Raw genomic sequence first — 22,628 nt, 5'->3', positions numbered from 1 at the left:
CGGGGTCCGTAGTTAATAGCGGTTAGGTAGTGAACCCACTTAAAAAACTTTTCAAGCAGACCTTTATCTACGGGTTGGCGACGGTCTTGCCACGAATGCTCTCATTTTTATTGCTCCCGCTTTATACCGGGGTTTTGGCAACGGCAGGGTATGGCGAGGTTTCGGTAATCTTTGCGTGGTTCGCCATTTTCAATGTGGTTTTGGCGTACGGGATGGAAACCGCGTTTTTCAGGTTCTACAATGGCGACGATGACCCTAGGCTCGTCGTGTCTACATCCCTTTGGTCCCTATTGCTATCTACCGCATTGTTCGTGTTGATCGGACTGTTCGGGTTGGAAGCCATCGCCTCAAGTGTAGGGATCGAAGCGCGATACATCCGCTTCGCCATATTCATCTTGGCTTTGGACGCCCTGGTGATCATACCTTTCGCTTGGCTGAGGGCCAACGAAAAACCGATGCGCTATGCGGTGGTTAAGATCACCAATGTGGCCATTAATCTTGGATTGAATATCTTCTTTTTACTCATTTTACCGGGTATGGCCGAAGCCGACCCAGAAGGCTTTATGGCGCGCATCTATGAGCCCGATTTCGAAATCGCCTACATTTTTATCGCCATGCTCGTAGCCAGTGGGGTAACCCTACTTTTGATGCTGCGATTGTATTTTCAAAGCGATTACCGTTTCGACTCCCGCTTGTGGAGGCGCATGATGGCCTATGCCGCCCCGGTATTGATCGCAGGCATTGCCTTTACGGTCAATGAAGTGGCCAATCGAATATTACTTGACGAGCTGTTGCCACAGGATACCGCGCGGAGCGAGGTCGGCAAATATGCGGCCTGTTTGAAGTTGGCCCTATTCATGACGCTGTTCGGAACCGCCTTTCGAATGGGGATCGAACCCTTTTTCTTCAGCCATGCCAAAAGTGAGAACCCCCAAAAGACCTATGCCCAAATCACCAACTACTTCGTCATCTTGGGCAGTGTGATCTTATTGGGTGTAGTGGTATTCGCTGATGTCCTGAAAGTGTTGTTCGTTAGGGACGAAGCCTATTGGGATGCCATGGAAATCGTACCCATCGTAGTTTTGGCCAGTTTTTGCCTCGGTATTTACCACAACCTGTCGGTTTGGTACAAAATCACCGATCGCACCAAATTCGGCGCCTATATTTCTTCGATCGGTGCCTTGTTGACCCTGATCATCAATTTGGCCTTGATCGATAAAATCGGCTATATGGCCTCGGCATGGGCCACTTTAGCGGCCTACGGCAGCATGATGCTCTTGTCGTTTTTCTTCGGAAGAAGGTACTATCCCATCCCATATAACATGCGTAAGATCCTTTTTTATGGGGGGCTCTCCATCTTGTTTTCCGCCTTGTCCTTTTATGTATTTGATCGCAATTTAATCTTAGGAAGCCTCCTACTTTTGTTATTTTTGGGATTGATTTACAAGATGGAAGGAGCGCGATTGAAAAGCGTGTTCATGAATAAGCCGCTCCCTCCCAAATAGAAATCGCAAAGTCATTTTACCACCGAAAGGATCAGATCCATGACCATCCCCATAATAAACAAATCCAAACATCCGTTACCCCATTATGAGACCGAGGCTTCCGCTGGAATGGACCTACGTGCCGACCTTACCGAAAGCATTCGATTGAAACCCTTGCAGCGGGCGATCATCAAAACCGGTTTGTTTATCGAATTGCCTGTCGGTTTCGAAGCCCAAGTCCGTCCTCGAAGTGGCTTGTCGGCTAAAAAAGGGATTACCGTTTTGAATGCCCCAGGCACTATAGATGCCGATTACCGAGGTGAGATCGGGGTCATTTTGGTCAACCTTTCAAATGAAGATTTCGTGGTCGAAGATGGGGAACGCGTTGCCCAGCTCGTCATTGCAAAACACGAAAGGGCCGATTGGACCGAAGTAGCTTCCTTGTCGACCACCGAAAGGGGTGAAGGGGGGTTCGGAAGTACCGGAACGAAATAATAAAGATTGCAACTAAGCTATACCCTATGAAAATTATTGTGCCCATGGCCGGTCGAGGATCTCGATTGCGCCCCCATACCCTTACGGTTCCGAAACCGTTGATTCCCGTCGCCGGAAAACCCATCGTGCATCGTTTGGTGGGCGATATTGCCAAGGTTTTAGGCGAACCCATAGAAGAAGTGGCCTTTATTTTGGGCGACCCTGCATTTTTCGATGACAGCGTCGTAGCGAGTCTCGAACGCTTGGCGAACGAATTGGGTGCAAAAGCCAGTATTTACAGACAATTGGACCCCAAGGGCACCGGTCATGCCATTATGTGTGCCGAACCTTCTTTATCGGGGCCTGCCGTGGTCGCCTATGCCGATACCTTGATTCGGGCCGACTTTGATTTGGACAAAGAGGCCGACAGTGTGATTTGGACAAAGAAAGTAGCCAACCCTGAAGCCTTCGGTGTCGTGAATCTCAACGAAAAAGGACATATCGTCGAACTGGTCGAAAAGCCCCAGACCTTTGTCAGTGATCAAGCGGTCATCGGCATCTATTATTTTAAAGACATCGCGGTGTTACGAAAGGAGTTGCAATTCGTCTTGGATAATGAGATCATCAATGGCGGTGAATACCAGATCAATGATGGGATCAAACGCATGATGGCCGATGGCAAGGTTTTCGTAAGTGGGAAAGTGGATGAATGGATGGACTGTGGGAACAAAAACGTGACCGTTGAAACCAACCAACGCATGCTGGGATTTTTAGAGAACGACGGAGAACCCTTGATAGACGCCTCGGTGCGGACCGAGAACGCCAATATCGTACCGCCTTGTTATATCGGAAAAGGCGTGGTATTGAAAAATACGACCGTTGGGCCTTATGTGTCGATCGGGGATCATACCGAAATCGAATCGTCAACCGTTAAAAATAGCTTAATCCAAAGCAATAGCAGCATCAAAAACGCTAATTTGGATAATGCCATGATAGGCAACCATGTGCGGTATAATGGGAATTTCGAGACACTGAGCATCGGTGATTTTTCAGTATTGGAGTAATCGGAATTGAGGGCCGACTTAAAGCAAAAGAAGATGAATGGTTTAAAAACATATTCGCTTTTAGTGCTGGTGGCGTTGACAACGCTTGGGACGCTCTGTGCCCAAGAATCACCCAAAGTGTTGCCCGAAGAAGAGAGTGCCGAGGTCTTTCTGGAAGAATACACCGATGATTTTCAAGAAACCTTTTTTGAAGCCCTGAAACAAAAAGGCATCCAAAACTACGACCGGGCGATCAACCTCTTGTTGTCATGCAAGCAGATGGATCCCACGGTGATAGCCGTCGACCATGAACTCGCCAAGACCTATTTTCTAGACGGCCGGTATTTTACGGCGCAACGCTATGCTATCGAGTGTGTGGTCGCCGAGGCATCGAATTATTGGTTTCTCGACACCTTGATCAAGGTTTTGGATAAACAAGACACGCAGATCCAATCTTTGTCCGACACCTTGCCCTACACCGATGAAAAGTTGCAGGCCAATCTGGCCCTTATTTATTTCAAGAACGCCCAGTACGAAGCCGCATTGAAGGTCTTGGAGCACCAAAAAAGCGATTTGGCGCGCGAGCTTACCCTAAAGATCAACGATACCCTTCGATCGAAGAGATCAGCCATCACCGTCAATACATCGGCAACCACCAAACCTCCGACATCGGATGGAAAGAATCCTACCGATGCTGTTCGTGATAGAATGATGGAGCTCTTGGAAGCTGAAGATTTCAAAGCCCTTGAGGCCGCGGCCGATGATGCCGTAGAGACCTTCCCCTTACAACCCGAATTCTATTATTTCTATGGAGCTGCCTTGAACAAGAACGGGAAGCCCAATGAGGCGTTGGAAGTGCTTCAGACAGGATTGGACTATCTTTTTGAACCTAGCACGACCATGAACAAGATTTACCAAGAAATGGCCGCGGCGCATACGGCCTTGGGCAATACTTCGAAAGCAAATGAATACCTTAGTAAAGTGAAATCAGGATTATGATGAGGCCAATGATGAGTATAACCCGACCCTTTCTGGTTTTGACGTTTAGTGGCGCTATGCTATTTTCCTGTTCCTCAAAGAAGGCAATAGCCAACGGGGAACTCGACACCTCGGTTTCGGCTAAAAAGGCCATTGAGAAGCATTACGACAACGCCATTGATTTCGAGACGATCAGCGGGCGGGTCAAAATCGATTACTCTGATGGTAGGGCTGACGGTGGTACGACCGTGAGCTTGCGCATGAAAAAGGACGAGGTCATTTGGATCAGCGCGCCATTAGGGATACTCAAAGCCAAGATCACCCCGGAAAAAGTGTCCTTTTACAACAAACTCGAAAAAGAATTCTTCGACGGTGATTTCAGTTACCTCAGTCAACTGTTGGGCACCGAGCTCGATTTCGGACAAGTGCAGGACCTCCTTTTGGGAAATGCGGTTTTGGACCTCAGAGACCGTAAATACATCGCTGCCAATACCGCCGATACCTATGGGTTGAAACCTAAAAAAGAAAACGATTTGTTCAAGATCCTTTTCTTTTTGGAACCCCAGAACTTCAGGATTTCGAGTCAGCAGATCTCGCAACCCTGGGAAGATCGGTTTTTGAAAATGGCCTATAGCTATCAAGAAGTCGAACGGAAAGTTTTGCCCAACACCGTGGCCATTGAGGCGATCACCGAGGGCACTACCAATACCATCGACCTGGATTTCAGGAACATCGAATTCAATAGAAAACTGAATTTTCCGTACCGGATACCTAAAGGATACAAGGAGATCGTCTTAAAATAAATGCGCTTTACCCATACATACCGCTTGTTATCGATCTTGCTGCTTTGCATGTGGTCATGGGGTCTTCAAGCGCAAAGTTCAGAACAAAAGGCGCTCGAGGCGAAACGGGCAAGACTACAAAAGGAAATCAAGGAATACGATCGATTATTGTCTGAGGAACAACAGCAAAAAGGAAGCGTGTTGGAACAGGTCGAAGCGCTGGATCGAAAAATCAACATGAGCCAACAATTGATCCGGCTAACGAACCAACAGGCGAATTTGCTCAACCGACAGATTAATGCCAATGTTCGCAAAATCTCAAAATTGAGGGAAGATCTCGAGCTATTGAAAAAGGACTATGCCCAGTTGATCGTAAGATCGTATCAAAATCGCTCTGAGCAGAACCGCTTGTTGTTTTTGCTCTCTTCCAGCAACTTTTTCCAAGCGTTCAAAAGGGCGCAATATCTCAAACAGTATGCCCAACATCGCAAACAGCAAGGGGATGATATCATGGCCACGGCCCAGGAACTATCTGCCTTGAATTCAGGCTTGATCGAGCAACGCAAGGTAAAGGCGCAATTGATCGCGGAGAATACCCGGGTCAAAAACGGGCTTTCGAAAGAAATCAATGGTCAGAAAGAACTATTGCGTAGTATACGTCAAAATGAAAGTCGGTATGCAGCGGCAATCGACGATAGGAAAAAGGAAACCCGTAGGATCGATCGTGAAATCAAAAGTCTGATTCGGTCGGCTATTGCCAGCTCGAACAAGAAATCGGGAAGCAGTAACCGAGAGCGTTTTGAATTGACCCCTGAGGCAAAGCTGATTGCCAACAGTTTCACCGCCAACAAAGGCAAGCTGGTCTGGCCGGTTGAGAAAGGGATAAAAAGCCAAGGGTTCGGGGTGTATAAGGACAAGGTGTATCCTGGCATACAACATCGCAACAATGGAGTGACCATAGCGACCGATTCAGGAGCTGAGGCCCGGGCCATTTTCGATGGGGAGGTCATGTCGGTCGAAACCTATCGCATGGGCCAAAAGGGGATTTTCGTACGGCATGGCAACTACATCAGCATGTACTACAACCTTTCGAAAGTTTACGTGAAAAAAGGGGATAAGGTCGCCGCAAAGGAAGCCTTGGGTGAAATTCACACCAACAGGATCAATGGGTCGACGAAATTGAAGTTTTATCTTTATGAAGATACCAAGCGATTGAATCCCGAACACTGGATATACCAACTTTGAATTATGGCACACATCACTGATTTACAAGGGTCCTTTGCATTGCATAACGGCGTACAAATGCCTTACTTCGGTTTGGGGGTATACCTTTCGGAAGAGGGTGATGAAGTCGTGAACGCGGTCAAATGGGCCTTGGAGGCCGGGTATCGACATATCGATACCGCTGCCATTTATAAAAATGAAGCAGGGGTCGGTAGGGGCATCAAGGAAAGCGATGTCGAACGCGAATCGATCTTCACGGTCAGTAAGGTCTGGAATGCCGATCAGGGCTATGATAACACGCTAAGGGCCTTTGATAAAAGCTTGGATCGATTGGATATGGAGTATTTGGACTTGTATCTGATCCATTGGCCCGTGGCAGGTAAATACAAAGATACTTGGAAAGCCCTCGAACGTTTGTATGCTGAAAAACGGGTCAGGGCCATCGGGGTCAGTAATTTTTTGGAACACCAGTTGGTTGATTTGATGCAAGGGTCCTCCATCATACCCATGGTAAACCAAATGGAATTCCACCCGTATTTGGTACAACAGGGACTGCTTGACTTTTGTTCCAAAAACAAGATCCAATATGAAGCGTGGTCACCCTTGATGCAGGGTCACATCTTTACGTTGCCTGAGTTTGGGGCACTCGCCTCGAAATACCAAAAGACCATTGCGCAAATCGCCTTGCGATGGGACCTCCAGAAAGGGGTGGTGACCATTCCGAAATCAACGAAAAAAGAACGGATCATCGCGAATGCCGCTATATTCGACTTTGAGTTAGCCGCTGAAGACATGGCATTGCTCGACGGTCTCGACCAAGGAAAGCGATTCGGGCCTGATCCCGATAATTTCGATTTCTGACATCCTTAACCCAAAGTTAATATTGTGGATGACAACCTTTTTGGATAGGCGCCATCTTTAGGGCAATGAAAAAACACTACCTCTTTTGGATACTTCCGATCCTGTTCGCCTTTGAGTGCGACCCACAAATCGATTTCGAAGAAAATACCCGGCTATTGGTCAAAGGCAGGCTAGTCGACGGCGAAGGTCGCCCACTCAGTGGCTATCCCGTGGCCGTCTATGCATCGACGCAGTTCACCGGTTTCGATGGGTCCTTTTTCGGCTTTGATAACGATGTGGTACTTGGTGCTGCGGAGACCGACACCAACGGTGATTTCAGGGTTACTGCACTTAGTCCGGTCAATGCATCGGTCGTCTATACGCTGATCAATTTTGAATCACTCGACCCTTTTGACCCATCATTGACGCCCTTGGTGTTGAACTTTTTGAGGCAATTACCTTCGGAATCGAACACCTTCGATCTTCAGCAAGTCCAATTGGAAACCTTGCGCCCGTTCAATGTCGAATTGCAACGAACGGTGAACCTGACCGATACACTGACCTATTCCTTGACCTATCGATCCACTATCAAGGAAATCAATTTCGGGCCTGAGGAATTCGGTTCGAATTTTCCTGACCAATTCGCAGGCGGACAGTTGACCCCAGCGGCCGACTCCGCCATCGAACCTTTGACCGTGCAAGTGGGCGACACCGTCTTTTTGGATTACAGCTTACGCAACGTGGTCGAAACCGGACAGGGCCAAATCGAGATCATCATCGACGCGACAACCCCAAACTTTGTATATGAATTCTAGGCGACTCACCGTTTTGGCGGTCTTTTTTTGTAGCCTATGGGTTACAGGACAAGAAGAGACCACACCAAAACCCGATTATTATTACGATGTCTTGGGAACCGCCCAACTAGGTTTCCTAACCCCATCTACCTTTGGCGAAAGTTATTTGGATGGCTACGATTTCTGGAATGGCTTTCATTTTGACGCCAAGGCCTATGTGAACGAACAGGTCGCCCTGGGGGTTCAGGTCGAAGCCTTTAAGGGCCGGGTCATCGATCCCACTTTGGTTGGGGCAATCGATGCCAGTCGTGTGATCCATGGCTATGCCGTGGGCAGCTATAATCCCTTTGACCGAAAGAAAGATCTGCTTTTTGAAGTAGGTATGGGTCTAGGGTTCATCGATATCCGAAATGAAAAAGGAGTGCAGCGTTTCCACGACACGGGTTTTTCGGTCATGGTCAACGCCCAAGTTTCGTATCGGCTGAACAAGTGGTTCGGACTTTATGCAAGGGCCCAGGCGAATTGGGGGTTTCTTGATATTGAAGCCGCGCCTGAAATCGACGACCTCTTCAATTCGTCACAATTCTTCTCACCTTCACTGGGCATTCGGGTCTTTATTTTATGACCCCATGAACAAGGCACGAAGCTCGCTGGCCTGATCCGGTTTCATTTTGCCGGCTAAGACCAAGCTGAGTTGCTTTCTACGCAGCGCCCCTTCAAAGCGTTCTTTTTCCAATTCACTTTCCGGTTCGATACCGGGCACTTCGGTAGGGTTCCCTGTTTCATCGACCGCGACGAAGGTATAAATGGCCTCATTGGCCTTGGTGCGCTCCCCACTGAATCGATCTTCCATCCAAACATCGATATAGACTTCCATAGAAGTTTTGAAAGCCCTCGAAATGGCGGCTTCTACGGTTACCACACTCCCTAAGGGTACCGAGCGGTTAAAAGCCACGTGATTGACCGATGCGGTGACCGTGATCCTTCGGCTATGACGGCGGGCCGCGATACTGGCAGCGCGGTCCATACGGGCCAATAATTCGCCTCCGAAAAGGTTGTTCAACGGATTGGTTTCACTAGGCAAGACCATATCGGTCATGACCGTTCTGGAATCTTTAGGCGTTTTGGTGCGCATTTCGAAAAATTTGCAGCAAAGATATTCAAGACTTTTTAGGGAAGTACGAAGCGCGGCTTTTTATTTCTCTGAAAGCATCCAGGCGTCGGCCGATACCTCGCGTTTGATTTTTCGCAAAAAGACCAGGCCTTCTTTCGAATCGGTGAACGAGGCATATGCGACTTGATGCAAGCCATAGCGGTTTTGCCCGATGTAGCTTGCGTCATAGCCTTGACGGCTCAATTGGGAGACTTTCGACTCGGCGTTCGCTTTGACACGAAATGCCCCGGCGATGATATGGTGTCGAGGGCCTGTTTCCTCTTTCTTTTGCGATAAGGTGATGGTTATCGGCGGTAGCTCCAAGGGGGCACTGTCAAAAAAAGTGGCCCTTTGGATGTACTTTTCAACCTGAACCTCACTTTCTTGTTGCACTAGGGCCTGTCTGTTTTGGTTTTGCCGGTAAAATTGATAGCCGCTAGCACCTAAAGAAAACGTGAGTAAAACCAGGGCCGCATATTTCAATAACGGCCGAAATGATGTGGTTTCGCGTTGTTCGGGAGTGATGATAAAGGGGATTTTTTCCTCGATTTCGACGACTTCCTGTTTGAGGGTTTCACGAACGATGGGAGTTGCCGAAAAAGTGGAAAGCCCAAAGGACGAAACCAAATAGTTGACCTTTTCAGTGGGCTTGAATTGGATCCGACCCTCTGAATCACTGGTTAACGAGCCGATATCGTCCAAATCGAGACGATCTCCATTAATCAGGCGTTCTTTCCAGGTTTTGGAATGTTCTAGAACACTATCCAAAATGTCATCATAGGCCAAATGCTTTGATTTGGCGATATGGGAAACCAAAAGACCGTCGTTCTTCGACAATTGTTGGTTGAATGAGATGGATTTCGACGGAGGAAAAAGCGTATGGTTCGCGACATCGATCTTCGCAGAGGTGGTATTCGCCAAGAATGCACCGAACTCAGGAACGACCACACAGTTGTAGCGGTATAGGAGTTCTGAGATATAGTGTTCGATGCGCATTCCAGCAAATATTACAAAAATTGGGTAAGCGCAAAATAGCCGAGATAACTTTTTATTAACATTCTAAAGCTGCCGATCTGTGAACAACGGCAACCCGCAAATCCATGTCTGAAAATGAACTGATTGCCTTACTTAGACTACAGAAGATTCCGAATATTGGAGACGTTAAGGCCAAAAAGCTCATCCAACACTGTGGTAGTGCGGCCAAGGTCTTCAAAGAACGCCCGGCAGCATTGTTAGGTATCGAGGGGATCGGTACGCGAACCTTGGCCGGTCTTTATGAGAAACTTTGGTTACAAAAGGCATATAAAGAATTGGAATTCATCAAGAAGGCCGAGATCGAATGCTTGGGGTTTCAAGACGACTGCTATCCGAAGGGTTTGAAACACTGTGCCGACGGGCCGATCCTGCTTTTCCGAAAAGGCAACATCGATCTGGAGGGCAGGCGTATCATCAGCGTGGTCGGCACCCGGAACATTACGGCCTATGGCCGGTCGTTCTGTGAGGCTTTTATCGAAGAAGTCGCCCCCTTAGAACCCGTAATCGTAAGTGGTTTGGCTTTTGGGGTTGACATTGCCATACAACGGGCCGCTATGGCGCAAGGCTTACAGACTTTAAGCTGTTTTGCCCACGGACTAAACCGCATTTATCCGAAGCAGCACAGTGGGTATGCACGAAGGATGTGCCGACATGGAGGGTTGTTGACCGAATTTTGGAGTAGTGATTTGCCCGAAAGGGAGCATTTTCTGAAGCGTAACCGAATCATCGCGGGCATTAGCGAGGCCACTGTGGTGGTAGAATCCGCTGAAAAAGGCGGCAGTCTGGTCACAGCCAATCTGGCCCATGGGTACCACCGCGATGTATTTGCGGTACCGGGTCGTTCGACCGACACTTTTAGTGTGGGCTGCAACAACTTGCTCAAGCAACAGAAAGCCCATCTATTGACGTCAGCTGCAGATTTAGTCTACATTTTAGGATGGAAACTTGTTGATAATAAGACTATTAGCTCGCAAAGGACTTTGTTTCCGGAGCTGACTGAAACAGAACAGTCAATCTACTCTTACCTGCAGTTCAACGGCAAACAATTACTGGATAACGTGGCTTTCGGATGCAGTCTGCCCATATTTGAAGTTGCGGCAACCTTGTTGGACCTTGAGATGAAAGGTATGGTTCGTCCGTTGCCCGGTAAGTTATTTGAAATCGTCTCATAGCGGCAACACCGTTTATCGAGCAAAATGAGACAGAAAAGGCGGTCTATTTATAACCGCATTTTATCAGGGCCTTTTTAACCGTTCAACGGAATTAAGGCCATAATATTTGGTATTTGCTTGAAAATGAAGGCCTTTCTTCGCCGATAAGGCTACGTAGCCCTTGTTCGACCAATGGTAAAGGATTTAGTATCCGATCTTAGAACGAACACGTTCCAAGACCGAATCGGCTACTTTTTTCGCTTTTTCGGCCCCGATGGCCAACGCTTCGTCAACTTCATCGAGGTGATTCATGTAGTATTCGAACCGTTCACGGGGTTCCTCGAATTTTTGAAGGATCAATTCGTACAAGGCTTGTTTCGCATGGCCATAACCATAATTTCCAGCTAGATAGTTGGCGCTCATCTCCTCGATTTGCTCTGGTGATGCCAACAGCTTGTAGAGCGCGAAGACGTTATCATCGGCAGGGTCTTTAGGGTCCTCCATTGGGGTGCTGTCGGTGACGATGCCCATGAGCTGCTTGCGTAATTTTTTATCGGGCTGGAACAGGTTGATGGTGTTTCCACGGCTTTTGCTCATTTTGCCCCCATCGGTACCCGGTACGTACATGGTCGCTTCCTTTAATTTCGTTTCCGGAAGCACGAAGGTATCCCCGAACAAATGATGGAATCGGGAAGCCACGTCGCGGGTCATTTCCAAATGCTGTGATTGGTCTTTGCCCACAGGTACGATATCGGCATCATACAAGAGGATGTCGGCGGCCATTAACATCGGATAGGTGAAAATACCGGCATTGACATCGTCCAAACGATCGGCCTTGTCTTTAAAAGAATGGGCTAGGGTCAACCGCTGATATGGGAAAAAACAACCCAAATACCAAGCCAATTCCGTGACTTGTGGCACATCGCTTTGCCGGTAAAAGACGGTTGCATCGACATCGAGCCCGAAAGCAAGCCAGGTGGCTGCGGTGGCATAGGTGTTGTTTCGCAATTCCGCTCCGTTTTTAATCTGGGTCAAGGAATGCATATCGGCAATGAACAAAAACGATTCATTATTAGGGTCCTGGGCCATTTCGATAGCGGGCATGATCGCCCCTAAGATATTGCCTAAATGGGGTACCCCCGTACTCTGTATGCCTGTAAGTATGCGTGCCATAGCTGATTGAAAAACAAAGGGCAAAGGTAAAAGAATTCGGCATAAACCAATACAAATGGCTATTTTAGACCCGTGTTGAAGCTGTTAAAAAACGGGGGCCACTTGCTCTACAGGATCTGGTTCTACTTTCTGGTGGCCTTGCCCATATTTTTGTTTTTCCCGCTGCTGCTTTTAGCCACGCTTTCCGAAAAAACTTATCGGTATTTTTTCTGGTTGGCCCGTAATCTATGGGCGAAGACGATTTTATTCGGTATGGGGTTATGGCCCAAAGTCCAGTGGCAAGAGCGAATGCTCCGAACTGAAAGTTATATGTTGGTGGCCAACCACACCAGTATGGTCGATATCATGCTGATGCTTTATGTAAGCAAAAACCCCTTTGTTTTCGTTGGCAAGCAAGAGTTGGTGAAAATCCCGGTGTTCGGCTTCTTTTATAAAAGGGTCTGTATTTTGGTCGATCGCAACGACGCGAAAAGCAGGACCGCGGTCTACCGGAGGGTACAACACCGCCTGAATCAGGGCTTGAGTATCTGTATTTTTCCCGAAGGCGGGGTGCCTGAAGAAGATGTGGTTTTGGATAGATTTAAAGACGGGGCCTTTCGAATGGCCATTGGCCATAATATCAAAGTGGTGCCTATGACCTTTTTCGATTGTAAGAAACGATTTTCATGGACGTTCTTCAGCGGTGGCCCCGGGGCATTACGGGTACGGGTCAATGAATTTATTCCAACCGGTATATTGTCATCCGATGATACCGCCACCTTGCGTGAAGAGACCCGTGAACTGCTGCTGCAACAGCTACAAGACGATCAGAAGCGATAGCGCACCCCACTGTACACCCCAATGGCATACGGTCTGAAATCACCAGCGGTTTCCGTAAAGGTGTTCAGCTGGTATTTGAACATCGGTTCGACATTCAGCTGTAGGTTTTGACTGAATTCGTAGTTGATCCCGATGCCGACATTGGTACTGAAATTAACATCGTTCACATTATTGGCCTGCCCGATATCGGTGACCAGGCCGCCAGACTCCAGCGAAACCATATTGTCGACTAAAAAGAGCGAACTCACCCCACCGATGAGGTTGACGCCTAACTTTTTATCAAGAATGGCATAATTGAATTCCATCGGTACTTCGATATAGCCCAGTTGCTGAACCATTCGCCCATCCAATGAGGCACTGGCTGCGCTGAACTCCGGGTTCTGGGCGTCGGCCGCTACCTCTCCTTTCGAGACGCTTTGTACCACGAGGTTCCTAGAACTCCGTGAATAATTGATATTATCGATCAATTGGTTCGTTGACGCCTGTAAGGAAGATGAAAAGACGACTTCGTTGGTATCATAACCGTAATCTACCTTATGGATACCCGAACGCACACTTAGCTTTTTAGTCAGATTGTAAGCGACCGTCAAACCATAGCTTAAGTTGATTTTCCCGGATTTCGAATTGGTCTGGAAATTCGAATGGATGGGCGACCCTTCCCCGAGGGCATCAAAATAGACCGGGGCGATCGATGGCCCTACACTCCACCGTTTTGTTGGATCGCTTTCTTCGGCTACCGCATCTTCTTCTTGGGCTTCGATGGCATCATAAATCGATTGTTTGTCGATGATCGTTGTTTCGGCCACCGCAGTTTCCGTTGTTTCTTCCTCCCCTTGGGCAATAGGAGGGTTCTTTGAAGCCGAATCGGTTGCATTGATGGCGGGTTGCCCCTGGTCTTGTCGGTTCGCTGCTACCGGATTGGTTTCTTGGATAGACTCGGTCAAGACCGATTCCGCATCCTGCGATGCCGGCCTTGCTTCTTGCTGGTTTGCTTCGGTTTGTTGTGCCACGGCCGTATCGATTCGATTGGATTGGATCAAACGCTTAGTGGACTCCCCTTTGTCTTCGGTCTGCCGGGCATTTACGGATTCAATTCCGTTCTGTGCCTCTATGGTGGATTCGACATCGGCCACTTGGCTCGCTTCAGGGTCTTGGGCCTTGCCGTCCAAAACTTCGGGTGTCGCATCGGTGGAGGGTGATGCGGGGTCCGAATTGGGGTCATCGGTCTTGTTTTGCAATTCCGTATCGCTGACCGAAGGGCCCTCAAGCTGGGGCTCGGCGTCGAACGGATTGATCACGTATAACAGTAAGGCGAGCAGGGCGGCGACTCCTCCCAATCGCCACCAAATAGGAACGACCCTGCGTTTTTGTTTCTTGTCCAACGAATTCTCGATGGCCCTCCAAACCCGATCGTCGGGTTCAGGGGCGAAATTCTCGAATTTCTTCTTGAACAGTTTATCGAAATTGTTCTTTTCCATTCTTAATAGAATTAAGCAATGTTGATGTTCTTTTCTTCAATTTTTTGTTTCAATATCATTCGGGCCCTGGCCAAATTCGATTTTGAAGTACCGGGCGAGGTGCCCAGCATTTCACTGATCTCATTGTGGGTGTAACCGTCCATCACATAAAGGTTGAAAGTGAGCCTGTACTTGTTCGGCAACTCTTGGATGTATTTCAAGAGTGTCGAAAGACTGACCGTTTGATCTTCCGTTTCAAAGTCGATGACCTCGGGGGTGTTTTCCGTAACCACATCCAAATACCGCTCCTTACGGTATTTCTGCAATACGGTGTTCACCGTGATCCGCTTCATCCAACCTTCAAAAGAACCTTTGTTGTTGAACTGGCCTATTTTGTCATAGATGGTCATGAAACTGTCATGCAGGTTGTCTTCGGCCTCGGTTTTATTGCGCGAGTACTTGAGGCACATACCGAAAAGAATACCGGAATATTTCCGGTATAGCTCTTCCTGTGCCTTGCGACTGCCTTTTTTGCAGTTGTTTATGAGCTCATCTAAACTCAAAATTGTTGGTCAGTTTATAAATCAATTTCCCAAAACGACCGGAACTTGATATTCCAGATAGATGGGATCTCCGTTCTGATCTTCGCCTGAAAAGAAGCGTAGGGTATAGGTATTCGAAAACAATACCCTAAACGTGAAGGTAGCCTCGATTTCGTCATTGGTCGTGGTACAGGTCTCTCCTGACAGTTCCCTGCCTATGGCTACGATATTTCGGGTGCTCTCATCGGCGGTAAACACGTCGAATCCTTGAAAAAAGTGGCAATCATCAGGCCTGCGATAGTAAACTTTGATATCGTAGGTGGCATTGAAATCGAAGGTTTCGGGCAATTCGACATCCACGATTTCCAATGTGATGAAATTGAAATTTTCCTCAGATTCGATGTCACATCCACTGAACGTAAATGCAAAAACACCGATGATCGACCATATCCATCTCCTTTTCATAGCGAAAATTAGTACCGAATAGATGATATACCAACGCGAAGGTTGCGTATTTAGGGCATTTCGCCCTTAGAAAGCCTTCGAAATTATGCTTTGATCGCGTTGATCGCCTCTTTGATTTTGGCTTCAAGCTCTTCCGACAGTTCCGGATTGTCTTCCAACAAGGATTTCACGGCATCCCTTCCTTGACCCAATTTGGTGTCACCATAACTGAACCAAGAACCGCTTTTCTTGACGATTTCGTAAGCCACACCAAGGTCTAAGACCTCGCCGACCTTAGAAACGCCCTCGCCGTACATGATATCGAATTCGGCGGTTTTAAATGGAGGGGCTACTTTGTTCTTGACGACTTTGACCCGGGTCTTGTTCCCTTGGACCGACCCATCCGTATCTTTGATTTGGGTCGATCGGCGGATATCCAACCGTACCGAGGCATAGAATTTCAAGGCGTTACCCCCGGTGGTCGTTTCCGGATTTCCGAACATGACACCGATTTTTTCCCGCAATTGGTTGATGAAAATAACCGTACAATTGGTCTTGCTGATGGTAGAAGTCAATTTTCGAAGGGCCTGTGACATCAATCGGGCGTGGAGCCCCATTTTGGAATCCCCCATTTCCCCTTCGATCTCACTTTTCGGGGTCAAGGCCGCTACAGAATCGATAATGACGATATCAATGGCCCCCGAACGGATCAGGTTATCGGCGATTTCCAAGGCTTGTTCCCCATGGTCGGGTTGCGAAATGATCAGATTATCGATATCCACCCCTAGTTTTTGGGCGTAAAAACGATCAAAGGCATGTTCCGCGTCGATAAATGCCGCGATCCCGCCGCTTTTTTGGGCTTCGGCTATGGCATGCAAGGTCAGGGTGGTCTTACCTGACGATTCAGGGCCGTAGATTTCCACTACCCTACCGCGTGGGTAACCACCCACCCCTAAAGCGATATCGAGACCCAACGAACCTGTGGGGATAACCTCCACCTCTTCGATGACGCTGTCACCCATTTTCATTACGGCGCCTTTGCCGTAGGTTTTGTCCAATTTGTCAAGTGTCAGCTGTAAGGCTTTTAATTTCGCCGCGTTATCATTGCCCATAATCAAAAATTAGGCAACTAAAATACCACTTCTTATCCACAAAAAAAGGGGTACGCAACCTTTTTAATCAACTGCCATCTCAAAGACAGCTAATTCAAATAATTATAAGTTTAGTCAAGTTGTGACCACCGACGATTTTTATCTATGAAAAAGAAAAACGTGGTCAGAAGGCATCCGAAAGGGTGCCTTTTCTTTTGTTTCCCTATTTTTGCGCTTTACGACAATTTTCTTCTAACTTAAGTAGCGGTATAGCATGCAACTGTACAATACACTAAGTGCGAAAGAAAGGGAAAAACTGATCGAGGAAGCCGGTAAAGACCGGCTGACCATCTCTTTCTATCAATACGCACGTATCGGCAATCCGAAAATCTTCAGGAACCATTTATTCATTGCTTGGAACGAGCTCGATGTCTTGGGCCGGATCTATGTGGCCCACGAGGGGATCAACGCCCAGCTTTCGGTACCCGCAGAGAATTTCGAAGCGTTCAAGAACCATCTCGATAGCATTGTATTTCTTGAAGGGGTGCGCCTGAACATCGCCATCGAACAAGACAACAAGTCCTTTTTGAAACTCAAGGTCAAGGTGCGTAAGAAAATCGTGGCCGACGGTTTGGATGACGACACCTTCGATGTCACGAACAAGGGCATTCATGTCGGGGCCGAAACCTTCAACGACCTCATTGAAGATCCTGATACCGTTTTGGTCGACATGCGCAACCATTATGAGAGTGAGATCGGTCATTTCAAAAACGCGATCACCCCTGATGTCGATACGTTTCGCGATTCGTTGGACCTGATCGAAGAACAATTGGCCGACCACAAGGAAGACAAGAAACTGGTCATGTACTGTACCGGGGGGATCCGATGTGAAAAAGCCAGCGCCTATTACAAGCACAAAGGGTTCAAGAACGTGTATCAATTGGAAGGGGGCATCATCGAATATACCCGGCAAGTAAAGGCGAACCAACTCGAGAACAAGTTCTTGGGCAAGAACTTCGTCTTCGACCATCGAAGGGGCGAACGCATATCGGATGACGTCATCGCGAATTGCCACCAATGCGGCAAACCCTGTGATACCCATGTCAATTGTGCCAATGAGGCCTGCCATTTGTTGTTCATCCAATGTGAGGAATGCGCGGCCAAAATGAACCACTGTTGTTCGAACGAATGCAAGGAGATCGTGGCCCTGCCTTATGAAGAACAAAAACGCTTGCGTAAGGGGAAAACGGTCAGCAATAAAATATTCAAGAAAGGCCGTTCCGAAGTCCTAAAGTTTAAAAAGGGAACGACGCCCACTGGGTAAATTGTGCTATCTTTACTTGAAGTTAAGATATGAACCCTTATCGAGAAAAGCGACCTTTTCTTGATTCAAGATATACGATATGGGATGTAGCAGTTGTTCGACCAGCTCTGGTGGACAACCGCGTGGGTGCAAGAACAATGGGACTTGCGGCACCGATGGTTGTAATAAACTTACTGTTTTCGATTGGCTTTCCAATATGGCGCTCCCCAACGGCCAACACGCCTTCGACTGTGTCGAGGTCCGCTTCAAGAACAGTCGAAAAGAATTCTTCAGAAATACCGAAAAACTCCCGTTGTCGATCGGTGATGTGGTAGCTACCCAGGCCAAATCAGGCCATGATGTGGGTATTGTAACCCTGACGGGCGAACTGGTCAAGGTGCAAATGAAACGCAAGAAGGTCGCCAGTGATGACCCGGCTTTGCCCAAGGTGTACCGAAAAGCCTCCCAACGCGATATCGATATTTGGCAAAAATGCCGTGATAAGGAGGAAGAAATCAAAAAACGCTCCCGTGAGATCGCGATTTCACTCCGTCTCGAAATGAAATTGAGCGATGTCGAGTTTCAAGGCGATGGATCCAAGGCCACGTTTTATTATACTGCCGAAGAACGCGTCGATTTTAGACAATTGATCAAAGACATGGCCAAGGCTTTCGGCATTCGGATCGAAATGCGGCAGATCGGATACCGCCAAGAAGCCCAACGCCTAGGAGGCATCGGTTCTTGTGGCCGTGAACTTTGCTGTTCGACCTGGCTGACCGATTTTAGGTCGGTGAGTACGGCATCTGCCCGGTACCAACAACTGGCATTGAACCCACAGAAATTGGCGGGGCAATGCGGAAAATTGAAATGCTGTCTCAACTATGAGCTCGATATGTATTTGGAGGCCTTGAAGGACTTTCCATCCCCAGACACCAAATTACAGACCGAAAAGGGGGTAGCCTTTTGCCAAAAGGCCGATATTTTCAAAGAGACCCTCTGGTTTTCCTACAAAAACGACCCGGCGAGTTGGCATGCCTTGGGTAAAGAGCAAGTCCAAGAGATTATTGAAAGCAACAAAAAAGGCAAAAAGATCGCCAGCCTTGAAGCCTTTGTGTTGGATGTCGAACCTCGAGACGAGCTCGTCTTCGAAAATGTGGTCGGGCAAGATAGTTTGACCCGTTTTGATAAACCCAAGAAACGAAACAACCGTCGAAAGAAGAAAAAAAGACGCCCGAACCGAAACAAACAGACTTCGAAGAATGCTTAAGAAAATCTTTGTCATCGCGCTGCTTGTTGCTTTGGCTTCTTGCAATGAAAACGTGGTACATTCGGAGTACGTGGCCTTATCGAACGGAGTGTGGCGCGAAAAAGATACCGTTCGGTTTGAATTGCCCAGCCTAGATTCCACGGTCACTCACGACCTTTTTCTCAATGTTCGAAATGACGATCGCTATGCGTTCAGCAATTTGTTTTTGATTACCGAATTCGATTTTCCAAACGGCGAAACCTTGATCGACACCCTCGAATATGAAATGGCCTTACCCGATGGCAGTTGGTTGGGTAAAGGCATGGGTAGTGTGAAAGAAAGCAAATTGTGGTTGAAAGAAAAGATCGTTTTTGCCGATTCGGGCGTATATACCTTAAAGGTATCCCATGCAATGCGGAAGAACGGTGAGGTCGAAGGCATTGAAAATCTAGAAGGGATCACCGACATTGGAATCGCAATCGAAAAAAGCAAATAACCCCCATGGCTACTTCAAAGAAAAAACAGAAACCCCGTTTTTTCGGGTTCATCAAATGGTTTTGGATCCTTTTCGGCAGCGGATTGATCGCATTCGTCATGTTGTTTTTATTGGCCTCTTGGGGGGCCTTTGGTGAAATGCCCCCCTACGAACACTTAGAGAACCCGAAAACGAATTTGGCTACCGAATTCATTTCTTCAGACGGGGTCACCTTGGGCAAGTTGTACCTTGATGACAACCGCACCCCGGTTTCCTTTCGCCAACTTCCTGATAATTTAGTGCAAGCGTTGGTCGCCACTGAAGATGCCCGTTATTATGATCACGCGGGGATCGATGCCAGGGGTACCTTGCGTGCCGTTGCCTTTTTGGGCAAACGGGGTGGGGCGAGTACGATTTCGCAGCAGTTGGCCCGTCAATTGTTCATCGGAAGGAGAGACAAATCCAACACGGCCAATACCATTTTGCAAAAAGCCAAGGAATGGGTTTTGGCCACCCGACTGGAACGCCAATACACCAAAGAAGAAATCATTGCCATGTATCTGAATATCTACGATTTCGGATATGCGGCCGATGGCATTCGTTCTGCAGCCCGTATTTATTTTGGTAAAGAGCCCATCGATTTGCGCACCGAAGAATCGGCCATGTTGGTGGGGATGTTGAAGAATTCTTCCTACTATAATCCGTTGCGTCGAGAAGCCTTGGTGTTCGATCGTAGAAATACGGTCTTGGCACAAATGGCCAAGTATGGCTACCTGACCGAAACCGAAAAAGACTCCCTTCAGGCCTTGGAAATGGACATTAATTTTAGTCCGGAATCCCATCGCGAGGGTTTGGCGACCTATTTTCGGATGTATATGCAGCGTTGGATGAACCAATGGGTAAAAGCGAACCCCAAACCCGATGGGGACACGTACAATATCTATTTGGATGGATTGAAGATCTATACCACCATCGACTCGCGCATGCAAAAGAATGCTGAAGATGCGGTCGAAGCCCATATGCAACGATTGCAGGCCGAGTTTTTCGTTCAAAACACGCCGGAGCGGAACCCGACCGCACCCTTTTTGGATTTGGAACGCGAGCAGATCAATGGCATTATGGAGCGTGCCATGAAAAGTTCAGCACGTTGGCGTGCCATGAGTCGTCAAGGGAAATCGGAAAAAGAGATTCGGGCTTCCTTCAATGAACCTACCGAAATGACGGTGTTCGATTGGAAGAGCGATTCCTATGAAAAGGATACCATTTTCACCCCGTTGGATTCAATCCGCTATTATAAGACCTTTCTAAGGGCCGCCATGATGTCGATGGAACCCCAAACAGGTCACGTCAAGGCTTGGGTCGGTGGCGTCGATTACAAGCACTTTCAATACGACAATGTCAAACAAGGTGCCCGGCAGGCCGGGTCGACGTTCAAGCCGTTGGTCTATGCCGCGGCGATCGATCAATTGCGGTATTCGCCTTGCGATTCGCTCCCAGATACCCAATATTGTATCGAACCCCTGAAGCACGGCAACATGGAAGCCTGGTGCCCAAAGAACTCTGACGGCAAGTATTCGGGCGACCTTTTGACCTTAAAGCAAGCCTTGGCGAATTCGGTGAATTCGGTCACTGCACGATTGATCGATCAAGTAGGGCCGGGTGCGGTAGTCAATATCGCCAACGGAATGGGATTGAACCGTGAAATGCTGCCGGTACCATCGATCGCCTTGGGGACATATGATTTCAATGTTTATGAAATGGTCGGAGCTTTCGGGACTTTCGCGAATCAAGGGGTGTATGTCAAACCTGTCATGGTCACCCGTATCGAAGATAAGAACGGGACCGTCTTGTACGAATACGTACCGGAGACCAAAGATGTCTTGAGTAAAGACGTGGCCTATACCATGGTCAACCTTATGGAAGGGGTGACCCAATTCGGTTCGGGTGGGCGTTTGCGGCATAGCTTCGCCAAAGACCAAACCGTCTATAAAGAAATCATCACGGGCTATCCGTATGAGTTGACCAACCCCATTGCCGGTAAGACCGGTACCACACAAAACCAAAGTGACGGGTGGTTTATGGGCATGGTACCCAATTTGGTGACCGGTGTTTGGGTCGGTGGTGAAGAACGATCGACGCATTTCAAATCGTTGAAATATGGTCAGGGAGCTTCGATGGCCCTACCGATTTGGGCCTTGTACATGAAGGCCAACTATGCGAACGACGAACTGGGGGTTTCCAAAGAAGCCTTTGAAGAACCGGAAGAACTTTCCATCAATGTCGACTGTACCAAGATCTTGGAAGAAAAGAAAGAGGAAGTCGACACCGAGGACGACCTCGATGATCTCGACTTCTAAAGCGGTTGTCCGCCCTTTCGAATTGTTATATCTTTAGTGGGATTGTCATCATCACTAGAAACCTATGATCAATAAAAAAGTAGCCGATGTCGGTGCGGCCGTACATGGGGTCAAAGACAACATGACCCTCATGCTCGGGGGCTTCGGTCTGTGCGGTATCCCTGAAAATGCCATTGCCGAACTGGTGCGTTTGGGCGTCTCCAACCTGACTTGTATCTCGAACAATGCGGGGGTCGACGATTTCGGCTTGGGGTTGTTGTTACAACAACGTCAAATCAAAAAAATGATCTCGTCTTATGTAGGCGAGAACGATGAGTTCGAACGTCAGATGCTCAGCGGTGAATTGGAGGTCGAATTGACCCCTCAAGGCACCTTAGCTGAAAAGTGCCGGGCCGCCCAAGCCGGTTTCCCTGCATTTTATACCCCTGCGGGTTATGGTACCGAAGTCGCCGAAGGCAAGGAGACCCGTGAATTCGATGGCAAAATGCATGTTTTGGAACCCGCGTTCAAGGCCGATTTTTCCTTTGTAAAAGCCTGGAAGGGCGATGAGGCGGGCAACCTGATGTTCAAAGGCACGGCCCGCAATTTCAACCCCTGTATGTGCGGTGCTGCCACCATCACGGTCGCTGAGGTCGAGGAGTTGTTGCCAGCGGGTAGTTTGGACCCCAATGAAATCCATATTCCCGGAATCTTCGTGCAACGTATTTTCCAGGGATCGGCCTATGAAAAACGTATTGAACAACGAACGGTTAGGCAGCGCTAG

At 48.1% G+C, this 22,628-nt stretch carries 23 protein-coding genes; 16 read left to right on the top strand and 7 right to left on the bottom strand.

What is annotated here, in order from left to right:
* The first annotated feature begins 29 nt into the window (after positions 1-29).
* From ABV409_RS04030 to ABV409_RS03990, 9 genes are all read left to right on the top strand, one after another.
* A complete protein-coding gene (locus ABV409_RS04030) occupies positions 30-1,505 on the top strand; it encodes a lipopolysaccharide biosynthesis protein (RefSeq protein ID WP_353876264.1) in 1,476 nt (491 codons plus the stop codon).
* A gap of 39 nt (positions 1,506-1,544) precedes the next feature.
* Positions 1,545-1,979: a dUTP diphosphatase gene (dut, locus tag ABV409_RS04025; RefSeq protein ID WP_353876263.1), complete on the top strand. Its 435-nt coding sequence runs from the start codon at positions 1,545-1,547 to the stop codon at positions 1,977-1,979.
* 26 nt (positions 1,980-2,005) lie between these two features.
* Positions 2,006-3,022, top strand: coding sequence for a sugar nucleotidyltransferase (locus tag ABV409_RS04020; RefSeq protein ID WP_353876262.1), 1,017 nt, complete (start codon positions 2,006-2,008; stop codon positions 3,020-3,022).
* A 33-nt stretch (positions 3,023-3,055) separates the two neighbouring features.
* Entirely contained in the window at positions 3,056-4,000 is a 945-nt protein-coding gene (locus tag ABV409_RS04015) for a tetratricopeptide repeat protein (protein WP_353876261.1), read from the top strand.
* Between the two features lie 56 nt (positions 4,001-4,056).
* Positions 4,057-4,782, top strand: coding sequence for a lipoprotein insertase outer membrane protein LolB1 (gene lolB1 / locus ABV409_RS04010; RefSeq protein WP_353876260.1), 726 nt, complete (start codon positions 4,057-4,059; stop codon positions 4,780-4,782).
* The gene (locus ABV409_RS04005) at positions 4,783-6,006 is read left to right on the top strand and encodes a murein hydrolase activator EnvC family protein (RefSeq protein WP_353876259.1); all 1,224 of its coding nucleotides are present in this window, start codon (positions 4,783-4,785) and stop codon (positions 6,004-6,006) included.
* A 3-nt stretch (positions 6,007-6,009) separates the two neighbouring features.
* Entirely contained in the window at positions 6,010-6,846 is an 837-nt protein-coding gene (locus tag ABV409_RS04000) for an aldo/keto reductase (RefSeq protein ID WP_353876258.1), read from the top strand.
* A 65-nt stretch (positions 6,847-6,911) separates the two neighbouring features.
* The gene (locus ABV409_RS03995) at positions 6,912-7,640 is read left to right on the top strand and encodes a carboxypeptidase-like regulatory domain-containing protein (protein WP_353876257.1); all 729 of its coding nucleotides are present in this window, start codon (positions 6,912-6,914) and stop codon (positions 7,638-7,640) included.
* Complete coding sequence (locus tag ABV409_RS03990) at positions 7,630-8,244, top strand: hypothetical protein (RefSeq protein WP_353876256.1); 615 nt, start codon at positions 7,630-7,632, stop codon at positions 8,242-8,244. The genes ABV409_RS03995 and ABV409_RS03990 overlap by 11 nt, the downstream gene beginning before the upstream one ends.
* On the opposite strand, the gene ABV409_RS03985 is transcribed toward ABV409_RS03990, so the two are convergent.
* A complete protein-coding gene (locus ABV409_RS03985; RefSeq protein WP_353876255.1) occupies positions 8,239-8,754 on the bottom strand; it encodes an acyl-CoA thioesterase in 516 nt (171 codons plus the stop codon). The genes ABV409_RS03990 and ABV409_RS03985 overlap by 6 nt on opposite strands.
* Positions 8,755-8,814: 60 nt before the next feature.
* On the bottom strand, positions 8,815-9,768 hold the full coding sequence (locus ABV409_RS03980; RefSeq protein ID WP_353876254.1) for an HU domain-containing protein: 954 nt from the start codon (positions 9,766-9,768) through the stop codon (positions 8,815-8,817).
* A 104-nt stretch (positions 9,769-9,872) separates the two neighbouring features.
* Between ABV409_RS03980 and dprA the strand changes: the two genes are divergently transcribed.
* A complete protein-coding gene (gene dprA / locus ABV409_RS03975; RefSeq protein ID WP_353876253.1) occupies positions 9,873-10,979 on the top strand; it encodes a DNA-processing protein DprA in 1,107 nt (368 codons plus the stop codon).
* A 183-nt stretch (positions 10,980-11,162) separates the two neighbouring features.
* Here the strand turns inward: dprA and trpS are convergent, their stop codons facing one another.
* A complete protein-coding gene (gene trpS, locus ABV409_RS03970) occupies positions 11,163-12,131 on the bottom strand; it encodes a tryptophan--tRNA ligase (RefSeq protein ID WP_353876252.1) in 969 nt (322 codons plus the stop codon).
* 72 nt (positions 12,132-12,203) lie between these two features.
* On the opposite strand from trpS, the gene ABV409_RS03965 reads away from it, so the two are divergent.
* Positions 12,204-12,950: a lysophospholipid acyltransferase family protein gene (locus tag ABV409_RS03965; protein ID WP_353876251.1), complete on the top strand. Its 747-nt coding sequence runs from the start codon at positions 12,204-12,206 to the stop codon at positions 12,948-12,950.
* On the opposite strand, the gene ABV409_RS03960 is transcribed toward ABV409_RS03965, so the two are convergent.
* From ABV409_RS03960 to recA, 4 genes are all read right to left on the bottom strand, one after another.
* A complete protein-coding gene (locus tag ABV409_RS03960; RefSeq protein WP_353876250.1) occupies positions 12,938-14,428 on the bottom strand; it encodes an outer membrane beta-barrel protein in 1,491 nt (496 codons plus the stop codon). The two genes, ABV409_RS03965 and ABV409_RS03960, sit on opposite strands and share 13 nt — an antisense overlap.
* 11 nt (positions 14,429-14,439) lie before the next feature.
* Positions 14,440-14,970, bottom strand: a complete 531-nt coding sequence (locus ABV409_RS03955; protein WP_353876249.1) for an RNA polymerase sigma factor — start codon at positions 14,968-14,970, stop codon at positions 14,440-14,442.
* A gap of 21 nt (positions 14,971-14,991) precedes the next feature.
* The gene (locus ABV409_RS03950; RefSeq protein WP_353876248.1) at positions 14,992-15,414 is read right to left on the bottom strand and encodes a hypothetical protein; all 423 of its coding nucleotides are present in this window, start codon (positions 15,412-15,414) and stop codon (positions 14,992-14,994) included.
* A gap of 83 nt (positions 15,415-15,497) precedes the next feature.
* On the bottom strand, positions 15,498-16,505 hold the full coding sequence (recA, locus tag ABV409_RS03945; protein ID WP_353876247.1) for a recombinase RecA: 1,008 nt from the start codon (positions 16,503-16,505) through the stop codon (positions 15,498-15,500).
* Positions 16,506-16,758: 253 nt separating this feature from the next.
* Here recA and trhO point away from each other — a divergent pair, with 253 nt between their 5' ends.
* The 5 genes from trhO (at position 16,759) to ABV409_RS03920 (ending at position 22,628) form a co-directional block, all read left to right on the top strand.
* Positions 16,759-17,808, top strand: a complete 1,050-nt coding sequence (gene trhO, locus ABV409_RS03940) for an oxygen-dependent tRNA uridine(34) hydroxylase TrhO (RefSeq protein WP_353876246.1) — start codon at positions 16,759-16,761, stop codon at positions 17,806-17,808.
* Between the two features lie 79 nt (positions 17,809-17,887).
* Positions 17,888-19,054 carry a PSP1 domain-containing protein gene (locus ABV409_RS03935; RefSeq protein WP_353876245.1) on the top strand — a complete coding sequence of 389 codons (1,167 nt, stop codon included), beginning with the start codon at positions 17,888-17,890 and terminating at the stop codon, positions 19,052-19,054.
* Positions 19,047-19,529, top strand: a complete 483-nt coding sequence (locus tag ABV409_RS03930) for a gliding motility lipoprotein GldH (protein ID WP_353876244.1) — start codon at positions 19,047-19,049, stop codon at positions 19,527-19,529. Before ABV409_RS03935 ends, ABV409_RS03930 begins: the two co-directional genes overlap by 8 nt.
* Before the next feature lie 5 nt (positions 19,530-19,534).
* Complete coding sequence (locus ABV409_RS03925) at positions 19,535-21,865, top strand: transglycosylase domain-containing protein (RefSeq protein WP_353876243.1); 2,331 nt, start codon at positions 19,535-19,537, stop codon at positions 21,863-21,865.
* A 64-nt stretch (positions 21,866-21,929) separates the two neighbouring features.
* Positions 21,930-22,628: a CoA transferase subunit A gene (locus ABV409_RS03920; RefSeq protein WP_353876242.1), complete on the top strand. Its 699-nt coding sequence runs from the start codon at positions 21,930-21,932 to the stop codon at positions 22,626-22,628.

The organism is Flagellimonas algarum (assembly GCF_040513375.1).
Lineage (GTDB): Bacteria > Bacteroidota > Bacteroidia > Flavobacteriales > Flavobacteriaceae > Flagellimonas_B > Flagellimonas_B algarum.
This window is presented reverse-complemented; position numbering and strand designations above follow the sequence as displayed.